Source organism: Caballeronia sp. PC1 (assembly GCF_021353155.1).
GTDB classification, from domain to species: Bacteria; Pseudomonadota; Gammaproteobacteria; order Burkholderiales; family Burkholderiaceae; genus Caballeronia; species Caballeronia cordobensis.
On record NZ_JAJUBH010000003.1, the window covers coordinates 551,368 to 565,529 of the forward strand.

Annotated in this window: 14 protein-coding genes; 7 read left to right on the forward strand and 7 right to left on the reverse strand. The window is 61.9% G+C overall.

Annotated features, from left to right (window positions below; all coding sequences use genetic code 11):
• The first annotated feature begins 104 nt into the window (after positions 1-104).
• From LY284_RS27150 to LY284_RS27160, 3 genes are all read left to right on the forward strand, one after another.
• The gene (locus LY284_RS27150; protein WP_233389216.1) at positions 105-1,301 is read left to right on the forward strand and encodes an acyl-CoA dehydrogenase family protein; all 1,197 of its coding nucleotides are present in this window, start codon (positions 105-107) and stop codon (positions 1,299-1,301) included.
• 11 nt (positions 1,302-1,312) lie between these two features.
• Positions 1,313-3,514, forward strand: a complete 2,202-nt coding sequence (locus LY284_RS27155; protein ID WP_233389218.1) for an acetate--CoA ligase family protein — start codon at positions 1,313-1,315, stop codon at positions 3,512-3,514.
• Between the two features lie 91 nt (positions 3,515-3,605).
• The gene (locus LY284_RS27160; protein ID WP_233389220.1) at positions 3,606-4,967 is read left to right on the forward strand and encodes an MFS transporter; all 1,362 of its coding nucleotides are present in this window, start codon (positions 3,606-3,608) and stop codon (positions 4,965-4,967) included.
• A 439-nt stretch (positions 4,968-5,406) separates the two neighbouring features.
• Here the strand turns inward: LY284_RS27160 and LY284_RS27165 are convergent, their stop codons facing one another.
• Complete coding sequence (locus LY284_RS27165) at positions 5,407-6,324, reverse strand: LysR family transcriptional regulator (protein ID WP_233390997.1); 918 nt, start codon at positions 6,322-6,324, stop codon at positions 5,407-5,409.
• 106 nt (positions 6,325-6,430) lie between these two features.
• Here LY284_RS27165 and LY284_RS27170 point away from each other — a divergent pair, with 106 nt between their 5' ends.
• The 3 genes from LY284_RS27170 to LY284_RS27180 all read left to right on the forward strand — a co-directional run bounded on the left by LY284_RS27170 (position 6,431) and on the right by LY284_RS27180 (position 8,174).
• Complete coding sequence (locus tag LY284_RS27170; RefSeq protein WP_375294298.1) at positions 6,431-6,925, forward strand: cupin domain-containing protein; 495 nt, start codon at positions 6,431-6,433, stop codon at positions 6,923-6,925.
• A gap of 94 nt (positions 6,926-7,019) precedes the next feature.
• On the forward strand, positions 7,020-7,700 hold the full coding sequence (locus LY284_RS27175; RefSeq protein WP_233391007.1) for a carboxymuconolactone decarboxylase family protein: 681 nt from the start codon (positions 7,020-7,022) through the stop codon (positions 7,698-7,700).
• A gap of 66 nt (positions 7,701-7,766) precedes the next feature.
• Positions 7,767-8,174, forward strand: a complete 408-nt coding sequence (locus tag LY284_RS27180) for a GFA family protein (RefSeq protein WP_233389222.1) — start codon at positions 7,767-7,769, stop codon at positions 8,172-8,174.
• A gap of 208 nt (positions 8,175-8,382) precedes the next feature.
• Here LY284_RS27180 and LY284_RS27185 read toward each other — a convergent pair whose 3' ends face one another.
• From LY284_RS27185 to LY284_RS27195, 3 genes are read right to left on the reverse strand one after another with little or no spacing between them, the layout of a single operon-like run.
• Positions 8,383-8,781 (reverse strand): limonene-1,2-epoxide hydrolase family protein, encoded by a 399-nt coding sequence (locus LY284_RS27185; protein ID WP_233389223.1) that lies wholly within the window; start codon positions 8,779-8,781, stop codon positions 8,383-8,385.
• Positions 8,782-8,831: 50 nt separating this feature from the next.
• Complete coding sequence (locus LY284_RS27190) at positions 8,832-9,803, reverse strand: zinc-binding dehydrogenase (protein WP_233389225.1); 972 nt, start codon at positions 9,801-9,803, stop codon at positions 8,832-8,834.
• 10 nt (positions 9,804-9,813) lie between these two features.
• Positions 9,814-10,572 carry an SDR family oxidoreductase gene (locus LY284_RS27195; protein WP_233389227.1) on the reverse strand — a complete coding sequence of 253 codons (759 nt, stop codon included), beginning with the start codon at positions 10,570-10,572 and terminating at the stop codon, positions 9,814-9,816.
• Positions 10,573-10,677: 105 nt separating this feature from the next.
• Here LY284_RS27195 and LY284_RS27200 point away from each other — a divergent pair, with 105 nt between their 5' ends.
• Positions 10,678-11,643 carry a LysR family transcriptional regulator gene (locus LY284_RS27200; protein ID WP_233389230.1) on the forward strand — a complete coding sequence of 322 codons (966 nt, stop codon included), beginning with the start codon at positions 10,678-10,680 and terminating at the stop codon, positions 11,641-11,643.
• A 459-nt stretch (positions 11,644-12,102) separates the two neighbouring features.
• Here LY284_RS27200 and LY284_RS39100 read toward each other — a convergent pair whose 3' ends face one another.
• The 3 genes from LY284_RS39100 to LY284_RS27215 form a co-directional block, all read right to left on the reverse strand.
• Complete coding sequence (locus LY284_RS39100) at positions 12,103-12,552, reverse strand: BON domain-containing protein (protein ID WP_309243218.1); 450 nt, start codon at positions 12,550-12,552, stop codon at positions 12,103-12,105.
• Positions 12,497-13,576 carry a porin gene (locus LY284_RS27210; protein ID WP_233389232.1) on the reverse strand — a complete coding sequence of 360 codons (1,080 nt, stop codon included), beginning with the start codon at positions 13,574-13,576 and terminating at the stop codon, positions 12,497-12,499. Before LY284_RS27210 ends, LY284_RS39100 begins: the two co-directional genes overlap by 56 nt.
• 95 nt (positions 13,577-13,671) lie before the next feature.
• Entirely contained in the window at positions 13,672-14,121 is a 450-nt protein-coding gene (locus tag LY284_RS27215; protein WP_233389234.1) for a nuclear transport factor 2 family protein, read from the reverse strand.
• Positions 14,122-14,162 lie beyond the last annotated feature (41 nt).

Below are 14,162 nucleotides of genomic sequence, written 5' to 3' on the forward strand. Positions count from 1 at the left end.
TCCGCATATCCAAACTCCGTTCAGCATAGTCGAACAAACCCGCTTTCGCTGCGCGCTCTATCCGATAGTGTCTACACACATCGATCCACATGTCGGAGACACAGATGACGCAGAACGATTCAACTTTCGACGCACTGCTCGCGGGCGTCGAACGCTTCGTGCGGGACGAGGCGATGCCGCGCGAAAACGAAGTCGAAAAGACGAATGAAGTCCCGGCCGATCTCGTCGAGCGGATGCGCGCGCTCGGCTATTTCGGCTGGAGCATTCCTCGCGAATTCGGCGGCGCCGGCCTCACGACCGAACAATTGGTGCGCGGCGCGATGGTGTTGTCGCAGGCTTCGGTCGCGTTCCGCGCGCGCGTCGGCACGAACACGGGCATCGGCTCGGAAGCGCTCGTCGCCGACGGCACGAGCGATCAGAAGCGCCGCTATCTGCCGCGTCTCGCGTCTGGCGAAATGACGGGTGCGTTCGCGCTCACCGAGCCGAAGGCCGGATCCGATGCCACGGCGCTTGCCACGACCGCTCGTCGCGACGGCGACAATTACATCCTGAACGGCAGCAAGTGCTTCATCACCAATGCGCCGATTGCGGACGCGTTCACGGTGATGGCGCGCACGGACTCGTCGAAGCCCGGCGCGGCGGGCATTTCGGCGTTCATCGTCGAGCGCTCGATGTCTGGTGTTTCGACGAGCGAGCCCTACGAGAAAATGGGTCAGGCTGGCTCGCCCGTGGGCGATGTCTACCTGCGCGAGTGTCGCGTGCCTGCAGCGAACCTCATCGGCGGTGTGGAAGGACAGGGTTTTCGCACGGCCATGAAGGTGCTCAACAAGCAGCGCATTCATCTTGCGGCGCTCTGCACGGGGCCGGCCATGCGCATGCTCGAGGAAGCCGTCGCCTACACGATGACGCGCGAGCAGTTCGGCAGGCCCATCGCCGAGTTTCAGCTCATTCAGGCACTCATCGCCGAGTCGCAGACGGAAATCTTTGCGGCCCGCTCAATGATTCTGGCCGCCGCACGCAAGCGCGACGCCGGCGAGGACGTCACGCTGGAAGCCTCGATGTGCAAGATGTTCGCCTCGGAGATGTGCGGCCGCGTGGCGGACCGCGCGGTGCAGATGCTGGGCGGCCGAGCTTATCTGTCGGGCAATGCGGTGGAACGCTTTTACCGCGACGTGCGGGCATTTCGCATCTATGAAGGCACGACACAGATACACCAGCTGAACATCGCGAAGATCACGCTGAAGCGTGCCGCGTCGGCGCGGGACGAGCGCGTCGGAAACGATGCCGCCTGCGTCGCGTGAAGGGAGCCGCCATGAACCACAGTCCGAAACTCTCGATCGAACGTCTCGTGAATCCGCACTCGATCGCCATCGTCGGTGCATCGAACGACGCCCGCTCGATCAGCGGCCAGCCGATGCGCTTTCTCATGCAACACGGGTACCGCGGCACGCTCTTCCCCGTCAATCCGAAGTACGCGGAAATCGATGGTGTCGCATGCAGCCCGAGCATCGCCGCGCTGCCGGACACGCCTGATCTCGCGCTGATTCTCGTCGCGGCGAAACGCGTGCCGCAGATGCTGCGCGAATGCGGCGAGCGCGGCATTCCATACGCGATCGTCTACAGCTCGGGATTCGCCGAAGCGGGCGACGCTGGCGCGGCCCTGCAGCAGGAATGCGCGGATATCGCGAAGCGCTTCGGCATGCGCGTGATCGGCCCGAACTGTCAGGGACTGGTCAGCACGAGCGGGCCTGTGTATGCGGGATTTGGCGCGCCCTTCGGCGTGCCGTACCGCAGCGGCAATCTTTCGCTGATCTCGCAGAGCGGCGGCTTCGGCTGTGCGCTGCTGCTGATGGCCGACGAGCTCGGCATCGGCCTGCGCCATTTCATTACGACCGGCAATGAAGCCGATGTCAGCCTGCTCGATCTCGTCGATGCGTGCATCGACGATCCGCACACTTCGCTGATCGCCGCTTACATCGAGGGCCTCAAGGACGCGCGGCGTCTCGTCGACGTGGCCCGGCGCGCACTCGACGCCGGCAAGCCGATCTTCGCATGGAAAGTAGGCAACACAACCGATGGCGCTAAAGCGGCGGCTTCGCACACGGCGAATCTCGGCGGCGCGTCGGCGCTGTACCGGACGGCGTTTCGTCAGGCGGGCGTGATCGAAGTGAGCGACGTAGCCGATCTCGGCGACTACGCGAAGGCCTTTGGCATGCGGCGTCTGCCGCGTGGCGGGCGTGTCGCCGTCGTGACGCTGTCGGGCGGCGCCGGTATTCTCGCAACGGACGTGTGCGTGCAGAACGCCATGTCGCTGCCATCGCTCGCATGCGACACGCTCGAACGTCTGCGTCCGCTCGTGCCGGCGTTCGCGTCGCTCAACAACCCCATCGATCTGACGGCGGGCATTCTCGCCGATCCGCGCATCTTCGCCGATACGCTGCAGATCATCGCGGACGATCCGAACATCGATTCCATCGCGATCATGGCGGCCGCTGCGAGCGGCGACGTCGCCCACGCAATGGCCAAGGCGATCGCGCGCGTGAATGGTGCGACGACCAAACCGCTGATCGTCTCGTGGAACGCGCGGCGCGAAATGGCAAACGATGCATACGGCGTGCTCGACGCCGCCGGCGTGCCGCTCTTTCTGACGCCCGTGCGCTGCGCCCGCGCGCTCGCCGCATTGTCCGCGTATGCGCAAGCCAAACGCGAGCACGGCACTCGGCACCATTCGCTCCGGCGTGCGCCCCGCTTCGTGCCTCACGCACGCGCCCTTCTTCGGCAAAGCAGCAGCGATCTGACCGAGCACGCCGCGCAAGACCTCCTTCGCGCGTATGGCATCGATGCACCGAAAAGCGCGCTCGCCCGCGATCGTGACGAAGCACGCGTTGCTGCCCGTTCGATCGGCTTTCCGCTCGTCATCAAAGTGCAGTCGCCCGACATTGCGCACAAGACCGAAGCGGGCGCCGTGCGCATCGGCATTCGCGACGAAGCGATGCTCGTCGAATCCCATGACGCGATTCTCGCCAGCGCGCGGCATCATGTGCCCGGCGCGCGCATCGAGGGCGTGTTGCTGCAGGAAGAGATTCGAGATGCGGTGGAGATCATCGTTGGCATCGAGAACGATCCGTCGTTCGGGCCGGCCGTGATGTGCGGCCTCGGCGGCATCTATGCCGAAGTGCTCAAGGACGTGGCCTTTCGTCTGGCGCCCGTCACGCGCGATGAAGCACATGCGATGATCCGCGAGCTGCGCGCCTACTCGATCCTGAAGGGTGTGCGGGGCAAACCCGCCGCCGACATCGATGCGCTCGCCGATACGATCGTCGCGCTGTCAGACATGGCGCTCGATCTGGAAGACAGCCTGAGCGAACTCGACATCAATCCGCTCTTCGTGCTGCCGCAAGGACAGGGCGTGCGCGCCGGCGATGCACTTGCACGGCCGAAGCATCAGGCGTATGCGCGAGCCGGAGACGCGAGTGAAGACGAGCATTGCGCAAGCGCAGCCATGGATGGATAGTGAGGCCACGCCTCGCTGTTTCCGCAGGCGCGGACGATGACGCGCCTTTTCGATTTTCGATTCCGGCCAATTTCCGCGAGACGATCCGATCATGCACGACCCTTCCTTCACTGACACGCGGACCGAGAGTGAGCTTTCTCCCGGCGAAGTCGAGCGCACATACCGCAAGATCTTCTTCCGGCTCATACCGCTGCTGTTTCTTTGTTACGTCGTGAGCTACATCGACCGCGTCAACATCAGCTTCGCGAAACTGCAGTTCATGCACGATCTCGGGTTTTCCGAGGCGACTTACGGCTTGGGTGCGGGACTGTTCTTCATCGGCTACGTGCTCTTCGAGGTGCCGAGCAATCTCTGGATGCAGCGCATTGGCGCGCGCCGCACGCTTTTGCGCATCATGCTCGCGTGGGGCGTGATGTCCAGCCTCATGATGTTCGTGCGCACGCCGACGCAGTTTTACGTCATGCGCTTCCTGCTCGGCGTGACGGAGGCTGGCTTTTTTCCGGGCATCATCTTCTATCTGGCGTGCTGGTTTCCCGGCGCGCGGCGTGCACGCGTCACCGCGTTCTTCATGATGGCGACGGCTGTCGCGGGCATCGTCGGCGGCCCGGTATCGGGCTTCATCATGACGCGCCTCGCCGGCCTGGCCGACCTTCCCGGCTGGCAATGGCTCTTCCTGCTCGAAGGTATTCCGGCCGTAATGCTCGGCTTCATCGTGTACTTTGCGCTCGGCGATGCACCTTCGGACGTTCACTGGCTCACCGATAATGAGAAGGCGCTCGTCAGGGGAGAATTGCTCGCCGAAGAAAAGTCGAAGCATACTGGCCATCTCGACGGTTTGCGCGGCGCGCTCGCCAACCCGCGCGTCTACCTCGCGGCGCTCGTGTACTTCGCGGTGATGATGCCGTTCAACGCCATCGGCTTCTGGGCGCCCACGGTCATTCGCGATCTGGGCGTGACGAACCTGCTGGATGTCGGTCTGCTTTCGTCGCTCGTGTTCGTCGCGGCTGCGCTGGGAACGTATGTCGTCGGTTCACACTCGGACCGCACCATGGAACGTCGCTGGCATGTGGCTGCGAGCGCGGCGGTCACGGCACTGGCTTTCGCTCTGTTGCCGCTGGCGGGTCACAACGTGCCGCTGGGCATCGGCCTGCTCGCGCTCGCGGCCGCCGCCTCATATGGCGCCTTCGTCGTGTTCTGGACCATCCCGCAGACGTTCTTGCCGCGATCATCCGCAGCCGGAGGTATTGCGATGATCACGAGCCTCGGCGGAACAGGTGGATTTATCAGCCCGGCTTTCGTCGGCTGGGTGAAGGCCCAGACAGGCAACGCGGAGTACGGGCTGATCGGGCTAGGGATCGTTCTTCTGGCCGGAGCGGCTCTGTTGCTGGTGGCCTTCCCTTCTCGCGGGAAAGCACTTGATGCGTCTGAACAAACCAGAAGGGTACCGGCATGAGAGCGCCCATCCGAATTCGTGTGTTCCTTCACGAGTCGGATTTTTTGCGTGGCCCTCTCATCTGGTTTGCGGATAATGCACACAAGCCACAGTCCTCGCAGCGCCAGCCTGCGACCCAACTCGGGTGATCGAAATCCATAACGCCCCAATGGTCGCTTCCAACGGCGAAGCGGTCGTTGAGCGACATGTTGCGCGTGACAGCGAGCGTCCCTTTATGGCCGGCTACCGAAGTTCGCATTACGGGTGCCCCCTACCGGATGCGACCGCCGCGCTGACTTCAGTACTCGACCCCTCCCGGACAGTCGCTGGCTATCGGCCGGTGGCGGTTCTCAAAGCTTTGCAGTCGTTGAAACGCGTTCGACCTGTAGCGCGCGCAAGGGGTGACACCGCCTGACTGTGATGAAAAGAAGCATGACGATCCATCCAATGCCGCGCGCGGCTACTTCCGGATTGCTGTCATCTCGTCCGGGCGAGCGCGCAGAGCGTCGATGACAAGTCTCAAGGCGGGCGAAATCTGCTTCCGGCTGGCGTAGTAAAGGTGATAGCCGGGGAAAGTGCACCACCAGTCCTGCAGCACGGGCAGCAGCAGGCCTTGCTTGATATAGGGCTGTACAAGATCGAATGGTACATAGGCGAGGCCGTTACCATCGAGTGCCGCCTGCAGCATCAGCAAGGTATTGTTGAAGGTCGTCTGTCCTTCCACACGCACGCTGAGCGACTTCCGTCCCTTCTTGAACTCCCACGCATACAGCCCGCCGTGCGTGGGCAACCGAAGGTTGATGCAACGGTGCATGGTCAGGTCATGCGGAGTGGCGGGAAGCTCCCTTCCTTCCAGATAAGCGGGCGATGCGGCCACTGCCATGCACAGATCGGGCGCAATCCGGACCGCGACCATGTCCTTGTCCACGCGATCGCCGTTGCGTATGCCGGCATCGAAGCGGTCCGCCGCGATGTCGGTCATTGCATAGTCCACGCTGAACTCGATGTGAATGTCAGGGTACTTGCGCAAGAGGGGCAGCAGTTTCGGCCACAGGATGGTGGAGATCGAATGGTCATGGGCGGTGATGCGAACGGTGCCGGCCGGCGCATTGCGCAGGCGCGAAAGCGATGCAAGCTCGGTTTCAATCTCGCCGAGCCGTGGTGCCAGCACGTTCAGCAGGTGCTCGCCGGCGTCGGTGGGCGACACGCTGCGAGTAGTGCGTGTCAGCAGGCGCACGCCCAGCCTCGCTTCCAATGCCGAAATGGCGTGACTCAGCGCCGAGCGCGACAGGCCTGCTTGCGCCGCCGCCCGCGTAAAACTACGTTCTCTTGCGACGGTGACGAACAGTTGCAGATCGTTGAGATTTTCCATCGTCATTGGTGAGTTACATGCACCAGTGTATGCGGATTTGCCGATCTTCTCATCTAATGGTCGCGGCAGTAAATTTGAGTCCATACAGCCAACCATCGCAACGAGATTCGCCATGAGAACGTTTTGCAAGCTTTGCTTCGCCGCCGGCTTTCTGCCGATGAGTATCACAGAGGCGACGCCCGCCGCGGCCGGTGCGCCCATTGACGTGCAACAGATTTCGCGGGCAGGAACCCAGGCCATCAGCGAAGGCTCCGCCGAGTATTTCACCGGACGCGTGCGCGTAGAGCCCGTCTGGCCTTCGAGCAAGGAAATCACCGCATCAGGCGCGAACGTGAGCTTCGAACCGGGAGCACGATCGGCATGGCATACCCATCCTGCAGGGCAGCGCCTCGTTGTTTTGTCCGGCATGGGGCTGACACAGGAATGGGGCAAGCCCGTCCAGATCCTTCACCCAGGCGATGTTGTCTGGTGCCCACCGGGTGTCAAGCACTGGCATGGCGCCACGGCGAACACAGCGATGACGCATCTTGCTGTGACCGGGACGCTCAAAGGCAAGAATGTAGACTGGATGGAGAAAGTCACCGATGAAGAGTACGGCCGACGTTAAGCGAAGACCGGTGCGATGCCAGATGGCTGTGGTCGCGCTGGCGATGTGTATCGACGCCGCATCGGCGCATTCTTCAACGACTGAGAGCAGAAATATGAACGCATCCTCTACGATCGCCCCCGGCGACGCGTCAACCCTCGACGAACGGCAGCGGGCAATCATCCCTATTGCAGCATTCGCCAGCGCTGGGCGCATTGGAGACCTGAGCGAGGCACTGAACGAAGGCTTGGACGCGGGTTTGACCGTAAACGACGCCAAGGAGATTCTCGTTCAGCTCTACGCGTATGCAGGCTTTCCCCGCAGCCTCAACGCGCTTGGCGAACTGATGAAGATGTTGGAAACTCGCAAGGCTCGCGGCATTCAGGATGCCGGCGGCAGCTTGCCCAGCCACGTGGCGCCAACCGGGGATGCCCTGCTCCAGGCCGGCACCGCGAACCAGACCCGCCTTTCGGGCGGACCGGTCAAAGGTGCGCTATTCGAGTTTGCACCTGCTATAGACGTCTATCTGAAGACGCATCTTTTTGGCGATATCTTCGAGCGCGACAATCTCGACTGGCAAAGCCGCGAACTGGCAACGATCGGGATGCTGTCTGCGTTGCCAGGTCTGGATTCTCAACTGCAGGCGCATATGCGGATCGGGATGAACGTCGGTCTGAGCGAGCACCACCTGCGCGATCTCACGGAGGTGCTGGCCGACCGTGTCAGCGCGGAGGCAGCATCACGTGCGCGCAGCGCACTCGAGGCGCACCTGGCGAGCGTGGCCAAGCGATCATAACGCGCGGAGAAATGCGGCTATCCGGTTCCGGTATCCTGAGTGACCGCGACATTCCGGGAGGTGCACATGAAGGTGGAGGGAAGCTGTCACTGTGGTGCGATCCAGTACGAAGCCGAGGTGCAACCTGGAACCGTTGTCGTCTGCCATTGCGCTGACTGTCAGATGCAGTCGGGATCGGCATTTCGGGCAAACATTCCCGCGCCGGCACATACCTTTCGATTGCTCCGGGGTACTCCCAAACGGTATATCAAAGTGGCGCCGAGCGGTGCGCGACGGATACACGCATTTTGCGAGAACTGCGGCGGCCCTATCTATTCATCGGCGGAAGTCGATCCCACGCATTACTCGTTGCGCGTAGGTGCGCTGAAACAGCGCTTCGAACTCGGCACACCAGTCAGGCAAATCTGGGCGCAGCGCCGATTCGCTTGGGTGTCTCTGCTGGATGGTGTGGAGACGTTCGATAGCCAACCTTGACGCTCCGGCGTGATGCCGTATGCAGCGGTAGCAACATAACGTTCGTTGTGTCCGAGGGCACGCGAACGTCCGCTCACAAAGTGTGGAAGTCGCGCGAGTGCCTGTGCGGCAAGTAGCGAATGGCTCTTTGTGGCCGGAGACCGCCCAACACTGCGGGCGACGAAGCGGATGCCGCCGTGCCCCATAGTGGTATGAACTGAGCCCACTACTATTTGCTTCTAGCTATCGCTGCGGCTAATTGTCGATCAAAGTCAGCCGGGTCGAAATAGTCGCGCCAGACGATGATCTTTTCGTCCTTGACTGTGATCGTTCCCATCACCGGCAGTTTTATCTCACCACCATTTTCATGACGGAAGATATCCACGCGCTCGTTCAGAACGACATCGCCGGATGCCGCCATCTGCGTAACTTGCCAATCGACTGTGAAGATTCGGCCGATGCCGAAGTCGGCGTGGAATGCCCTGACGTTCTCGCGTCCGACGATGTCGGGAAACGGAACATTATCGTAGAGCACGTCGTCGGCGAGCATGGCGAGCGCTTCATCGATACGGTTGGCACTCCAGTGACCGAAGAATTCCAGCGCGATGTGAGTGGGATCAGACGACATGATCGAAACATCCTTCATTGAAACGAAGCGTGGAGTTGCGCCGGTTCGCATCAGCAAGAGACGACACCGGGCACGAGAAGCGGAATGCCGGACAGCGATCGCGCTTCGATAGCACGATGCGCCGAGACCGCATCCGCCAGTTCGAAGTGCACGACATCGAGATCGTCGAAGGTGCCGGCGCGCATTAGCGAGAACAGTTCTGCAGATGCGGCATCGATGGTCCCCGCATTGACGAACTGAGGCGTGCCGCCGCGCATGATGCGAACATCGCGCCGCGCAGCTTCGTCGGGCGCATCGAGCGCGTTGCCGGAGGCCGCGCCGATCGCAACGATGTCGCCGCCGTTCCGTACGGATTGCGAGGCGAGTGCCGACGTGGCTGCGCCGACGAGATCGAAGACCACGTCGACGCCATCGGGCGCAAGGGCGCGAATCTTCTGCGTTATGGCCGGATCGCCCGCATGGAACGCGTGATGCACGCCGGCGCGCACCTTTGCCATCTTGTCGCGCGAACCGGCCACGCCCAGCACCGTCGCGCCCAGCGACTTCGCCCATCGCGAGACGATTCCGCCCACCGCGCCCGACGCGCCGATGACCAGCGCCGTCTCGCCCGCTCGCAGCGGACGCAGCGCACGTAAGGCCATCCACGACGTCAGTCCCTTGGCGAGAAACGTCGCCGCATGGAAGGTGCAAATGTCAGGCGGCAGTTTGACGAGCGAATCGGCAGAAATCAGGCGTTCGCTGGCGTAGGCGCCCGCTGCGAAAAAATACGCGACGCGGTCGCCGGGCGCGAAGCCGTTCACGTCTGCGCCGATATGCGTGACCGTCCCCGCGCCTTCGAAGCCTGGAATGGCGGGCAGCGTGACCGGGTAGCGGCCGGATCGCACCATCGTATCGACGAAATTCACACCAATCGCGTCCTGAGCCAGGCGAACCTGACCCGGACCGGGCATCCCGACGTCCTCGCGTTCGACGCGCAGAACGTCCGGCGCGCCGACCTCACGCATGCGGATAACGTGTGCCATGGTCGTCCCCTTAGGCGGCTTGACCGCCGTCGACGTTCAGCGTCGCGCCGGTGATGTAGGACGCGTCCGGGCCGACCAGAAACGCCACGGCGGCGGCGATTTCGCCCGGCTGACCATAGCGGCCGAGCGAAGCCATGCCCTTCAGCGTTTCGGCGAACGGGCCGTCGTCGGGATTCATCTCCGTGTTGATCGCGCCGGGCTGAATGATGTTGACGGTGATGTTGCGCGGGCCGAGATCGCGCGACCAGCCGCGCGTGTACGCGGCGACGGCCGCCTTGCTGGCTACGTAATCCGAGACGCCCGCGAATGGAATATGCACCGCGCCGGTGGTTCCGATGGAAACGATCCGGCCGCCATCGCTCAGTAGCGGCGCCGCGGTGCGCACAGCGGTCGCGACACCCTTCACGTTAACGTCCAGCTGGCGATCAAAGGCGCTCGCGTCGGCCGATGCGTCGCCGACCAGTCCGGTGACGAAGACGCCCGCCGAATTAACGAGGATATCGAGCCGGCCAAGCGCGGCATGCGCCTGCGTGACGAGCGCCCGAACTTCGTGCGTGACGGCCTGATCGGCCTTGAACGCGACAGCGCGGCCGCCGTTCGCTTCAATTTCGGCGACCAGCGCGTTGGCACGATCTGCCGATGCCGCGTAGCTGAAGGCTACGGCAGCGCCATCGCGGGCCAGGCGCCGCACGATCGCCGCGCCGATGCCACGCGATCCACCCGTCACGAGTGCGGCCTTGCCAGCAAGAGGAAGAGTCTGGGTGTTCATGGTTTTGCTCCGGTTGGTTGATTGCATGGGTCAACGATAAACCGGAGATTGCGCACTGATTAGATGGTTTAGACTTGATCCATCTTCAATCAATCGTTGAAAACGATGGAAACGCTCGCCAACCTGGAAAGCTTCGTGAAGAGCGCGGAGTTGCAGAGCTTCTCCGAAGCCGCCCGTCGGCTCGGCCTGACGCCCGCCGCCGTCAGCCGCAACGTCGCGATGCTCGAACGCAATCTTGGCGTGCGGCTACTGCAGCGCTCGACGCGTCGCATCACGCTGACGGAAGCCGGAGAGCGCTTCCTCGATTCCATTGGCGCGAGCCTGGATACGCTGCAATCGGCCATCGAAGAGACATCGTCCGGCGCGGCAGAGCCAGCGGGCGTGCTGAAAGTCAGCTTGAGTCCCACGGTCGGACCCGCTTATATCCTTCCGCTGCTGCCGGAGTTCCTGCGGCGGTATCCGCGCGTGCGGCCGGAGTGGCATTTCGAAATACGACAAGTCGATCTCGTGCGTGAAGGCTACGATCTCGCGATAGGCGGCGGCTTCGAACTTGCACCGGGGATCGTTGCACGGGCGCTCGCGCCTGCACATATCGTCGCGGTGGCATCGCCTGCTTATATGCGCGATGTTGCGCTGCCTGCGCATCCAGATGATCTCGGGATCCTGCGCGGTGTGGTGATGCGCGGCACGGCCACCGGTCGCATCCGAAAATGGACGTTGCAAGGACCGAATGGCGAAGAAGCCACGGCTGCCCTCAACGAAGACATCGTGATGAATGATCCCGCGTCGATGCGCGACGCCGCCAGGCTCGGGCTGGGTGTCGCAATGCTGGCGCTTCCCGATGTACTTCCGGATCTTGCCGATGGCAAGCTCGTGCGTCTGGTGCCCGAATGGCATGCAGACGCAGGCACCATTTCGCTTTACTACGCCTCGCGGCGACTTCTGCCGGGGAAAACGCGCGCGTTCATCGACTTCGTAATCGAACAGTTTCGGCAGCTCAGCTACGCGCAAACGTTCGACGCGACGAGGGATACCTCGGAAGCAATGGCTCTTGCATTTAAGCAACGTTGAACGCCGCGTATGAAGCTTGACCGCGCTTTAGGTGCCGTCTCCACAGCTTCGTTCAGCGGGCAGCTTCTGAGGGTCGACCAGTCGTTCCAATGTCTAGTCGTAAAAGCGGATGAACGTCCTTTTATGGCCGAACCCGGGCTGACATAGAAAGGCCGGCGTGGTCGGCCGTCGATCGGCCGCGTCGGGCACGAGTCGACCCTCTTCCGCCGTTCACCGACCGTCTGAGTGGCAGCTCTCGAGCGAGCAACGGTCGTCGCAATTTAGGTGATAGCAAGCAATGAGGGCACATCGGCGCTCGAGAAGTCAACTGTTCGAAGAGCGAATCGCCATTCTCGACATTGGCCTGCCCCGGCAGCCTGCTCATCGTCCCGGTCGGTCTCTCTGAACCAGCTTGCCCTGTCCATTTCCCCTTTACTTCCATGGACGCCAGGCGACCGATCTTATTGGCCCGAGTCGAGGCTAGAGGCCTTCAGGGCGGACTGTCAACAAATCGTTCACAGCGATCACGCCCGCAACGCCCTTCGCCACCGAGACTGCAAGTCCGGCTTGCGATGCCTCGGGTACGGATCCGGCCAGCGTTACCCGCCCTCCTCTCGCGACAACGACTATATTGGTCGCATCGAGCCCTCTGGTACCGGACAAGCTATGCGTCACTGATTTCTCGAGTCTGCGATTCTCCGCCCTCGACGCTTTCTTCGACATGCTGCTCGCCGGCGCGGGTGCCTGCGGCGCATTGACACGATCGTCGGCACAGACGGAGCCCCCGTTCCAGACGAGCATTGCGCTCACCGCAGCGAATAAACACTTGCTGTTCATTTTGATCTCTCTTGTCTGCGCCCCACTTCTTCGGACATCAGAATGTATGGCGGATGCCCAGCACCGCACCGACCGTCGTGCCGGCAACCTCATACAAGGCACCGGTCATCGACAAGCCCGTGTTCATCGCACCGTGATTGTTGACGAAGCCCGCTTGCGCATAGAGCGTCGTTGCCTTCGACAAGTAATAGTTGGTCCCCAACGCCGCCAGTATCGAGTGATTGGCGGTGTCATTGCGATCGCTCGTCACCCAGAGACCGCCGTTGATGTCCAGCGTCGGCATCACGAACCAGTCGATACCGCCGCCATAGACATGGCTATTGAACGATCCCGCGACCTTGTAGTTGACGAAGGAAGCCTTCACCGTAAGAGCGCCAAAACGGTAGCCTGCGCCGATCATGCGTCCCTCGTACTGCAGCGTCGTCGGAATGGGCGTGTCGACCGTACCGCCGCTGTTGCCGTTGTAGAGGGCCGCGTCGATGGTAAGTTCGCCGATATGGTACTTCAGGCTGGCGGAATATTGACGGCCTGCCTGGAAATTGCCGGCCTCTCCACCGAACGCATACATGACGCTTGCTTTGAAACCGGCCATGCTCGGGGTGGTATACGAGACCGCGTTGGCATTGAAGATTCCGGTTCCAAGCACATGGTCGACCAAAGGAATCCCACCGCTGCCGAACAAGGACAGGCTGCGCGGATCGGAATCGTATACCGCCAGGAAAAAAGGAGAGAACTGCATGCCCAGCTTCACTTCGCCAGGCGGTCCGTTCACGGCGACCCACGCCTCGCAACCGAAGAAGTTGCCGTTGCAGTGAGCAAGTCCTCCATTTGCGATGCTGACCCCGCTCACCAGCCTGAACTTCGCCTTGAATCCCCCGCCCAGATCCTCTGTTCCCACGAGCCCGAATTGCGAATAATAGGCTCCGCCATCGATCAGCGAGAATTGCTTGCCGGCATTCTGGCCGGTTACCGGATCAGGGGTCTTGCTCGTATAAAGCAATCCGGCATCGATCACCCCGAACAGGGTGACACTGCTTTGCGCATATGCCTGATCAACCGCAAGCACGCCGGCCACGCACGTCACAATCCCGACGCTGCTCCTCCATCGTCTTTGCATCCCGCATTCTCCTTACCCGTGACTTCAACCGTGCCACTGATGTCGCGTTGATATGAACGCCGCTGGCGCTGTGTGTCGCGTCGGCCACGCGTGGCCTAGTAGCGAGGCGCGCGGTCCGACTCCAGCCACGGGTAACGCTTGATGTCCGCACCGGCATAGTCAGGATCGAGATAGACATGACAGCGTTGAATGCGAAAGTCACGGATCTCGAAGACATCACACCATCTTCCGGCATGGGTGGTGCCCGCACGCCATGCGACGCCGCTCCGCAACGCTCCGCTGGAAAGACCCTCGACCACCACCAGGTCTCCCTGCTGAATGAAATTGGCATACGAGATGTCGTGCGACACGCCCGACAGGATGCCCATCAGATCGCCGAACAGTCGCTCGATTTCGCGTTTTCCTCGTGCAATGCCCCACTTCGGGAAGTACACCTCCGCGTGCTCGTCGAAAAGATCGAAGATGCTTTCACCTCTGTCCATACGCTTGAAATACTCGATTGCGATCGCCTTTCGTTGTTCGTCATTCATGACCTTGATTTCCATTGCGTTGTCCTTTGTCTTCTTTTCGCATGCCTAAATTAATG

Bases quoted from the DNA above. Each gene is read 5' to 3' on its own strand.
- LY284_RS27150 (WP_233389216.1), top strand. From the start codon at position 105: ATGACGCAGAACGATTCAACTTTCGACGCACTGCTCGCGGGCGTCGAA.
- LY284_RS27155 (WP_233389218.1), top strand. From the start codon at position 1,313: ATGAACCACAGTCCGAAACTCTCGATCGAACGTCTCGTGAATCCGCAC.
- LY284_RS27160 (WP_233389220.1), top strand. From the start codon at position 3,606: ATGCACGACCCTTCCTTCACTGACACGCGGACCGAGAGTGAGCTTTCT.
- LY284_RS27165 (WP_233390997.1), bottom strand. From the start codon at position 6,324: ATGACGATGGAAAATCTCAACGATCTGCAACTGTTCGTCACCGTCGCA.
- LY284_RS27170 (WP_375294298.1), top strand. From the start codon at position 6,431: ATGAGAACGTTTTGCAAGCTTTGCTTCGCCGCCGGCTTTCTGCCGATG.
- LY284_RS27175 (WP_233391007.1), top strand. From the start codon at position 7,020: ATGAACGCATCCTCTACGATCGCCCCCGGCGACGCGTCAACCCTCGAC.
- LY284_RS27180 (WP_233389222.1), top strand. From the start codon at position 7,767: ATGAAGGTGGAGGGAAGCTGTCACTGTGGTGCGATCCAGTACGAAGCC.
- LY284_RS27185 (WP_233389223.1), bottom strand. From the start codon at position 8,781: ATGTCGTCTGATCCCACTCACATCGCGCTGGAATTCTTCGGTCACTGG.
- LY284_RS27190 (WP_233389225.1), bottom strand. From the start codon at position 9,803: ATGGCACACGTTATCCGCATGCGTGAGGTCGGCGCGCCGGACGTTCTG.
- LY284_RS27195 (WP_233389227.1), bottom strand. From the start codon at position 10,572: ATGAACACCCAGACTCTTCCTCTTGCTGGCAAGGCCGCACTCGTGACG.
- LY284_RS27200 (WP_233389230.1), top strand. From the start codon at position 10,678: ATGGAAACGCTCGCCAACCTGGAAAGCTTCGTGAAGAGCGCGGAGTTG.
- LY284_RS39100 (WP_309243218.1), bottom strand. From the start codon at position 12,552: ATGAGGTTGCCGGCACGACGGTCGGTGCGGTGCTGGGCATCCGCCATA.
- LY284_RS27210 (WP_233389232.1), bottom strand. From the start codon at position 13,576: ATGCAAAGACGATGGAGGAGCAGCGTCGGGATTGTGACGTGCGTGGCC.
- LY284_RS27215 (WP_233389234.1), bottom strand. From the start codon at position 14,121: ATGGAAATCAAGGTCATGAATGACGAACAACGAAAGGCGATCGCAATC.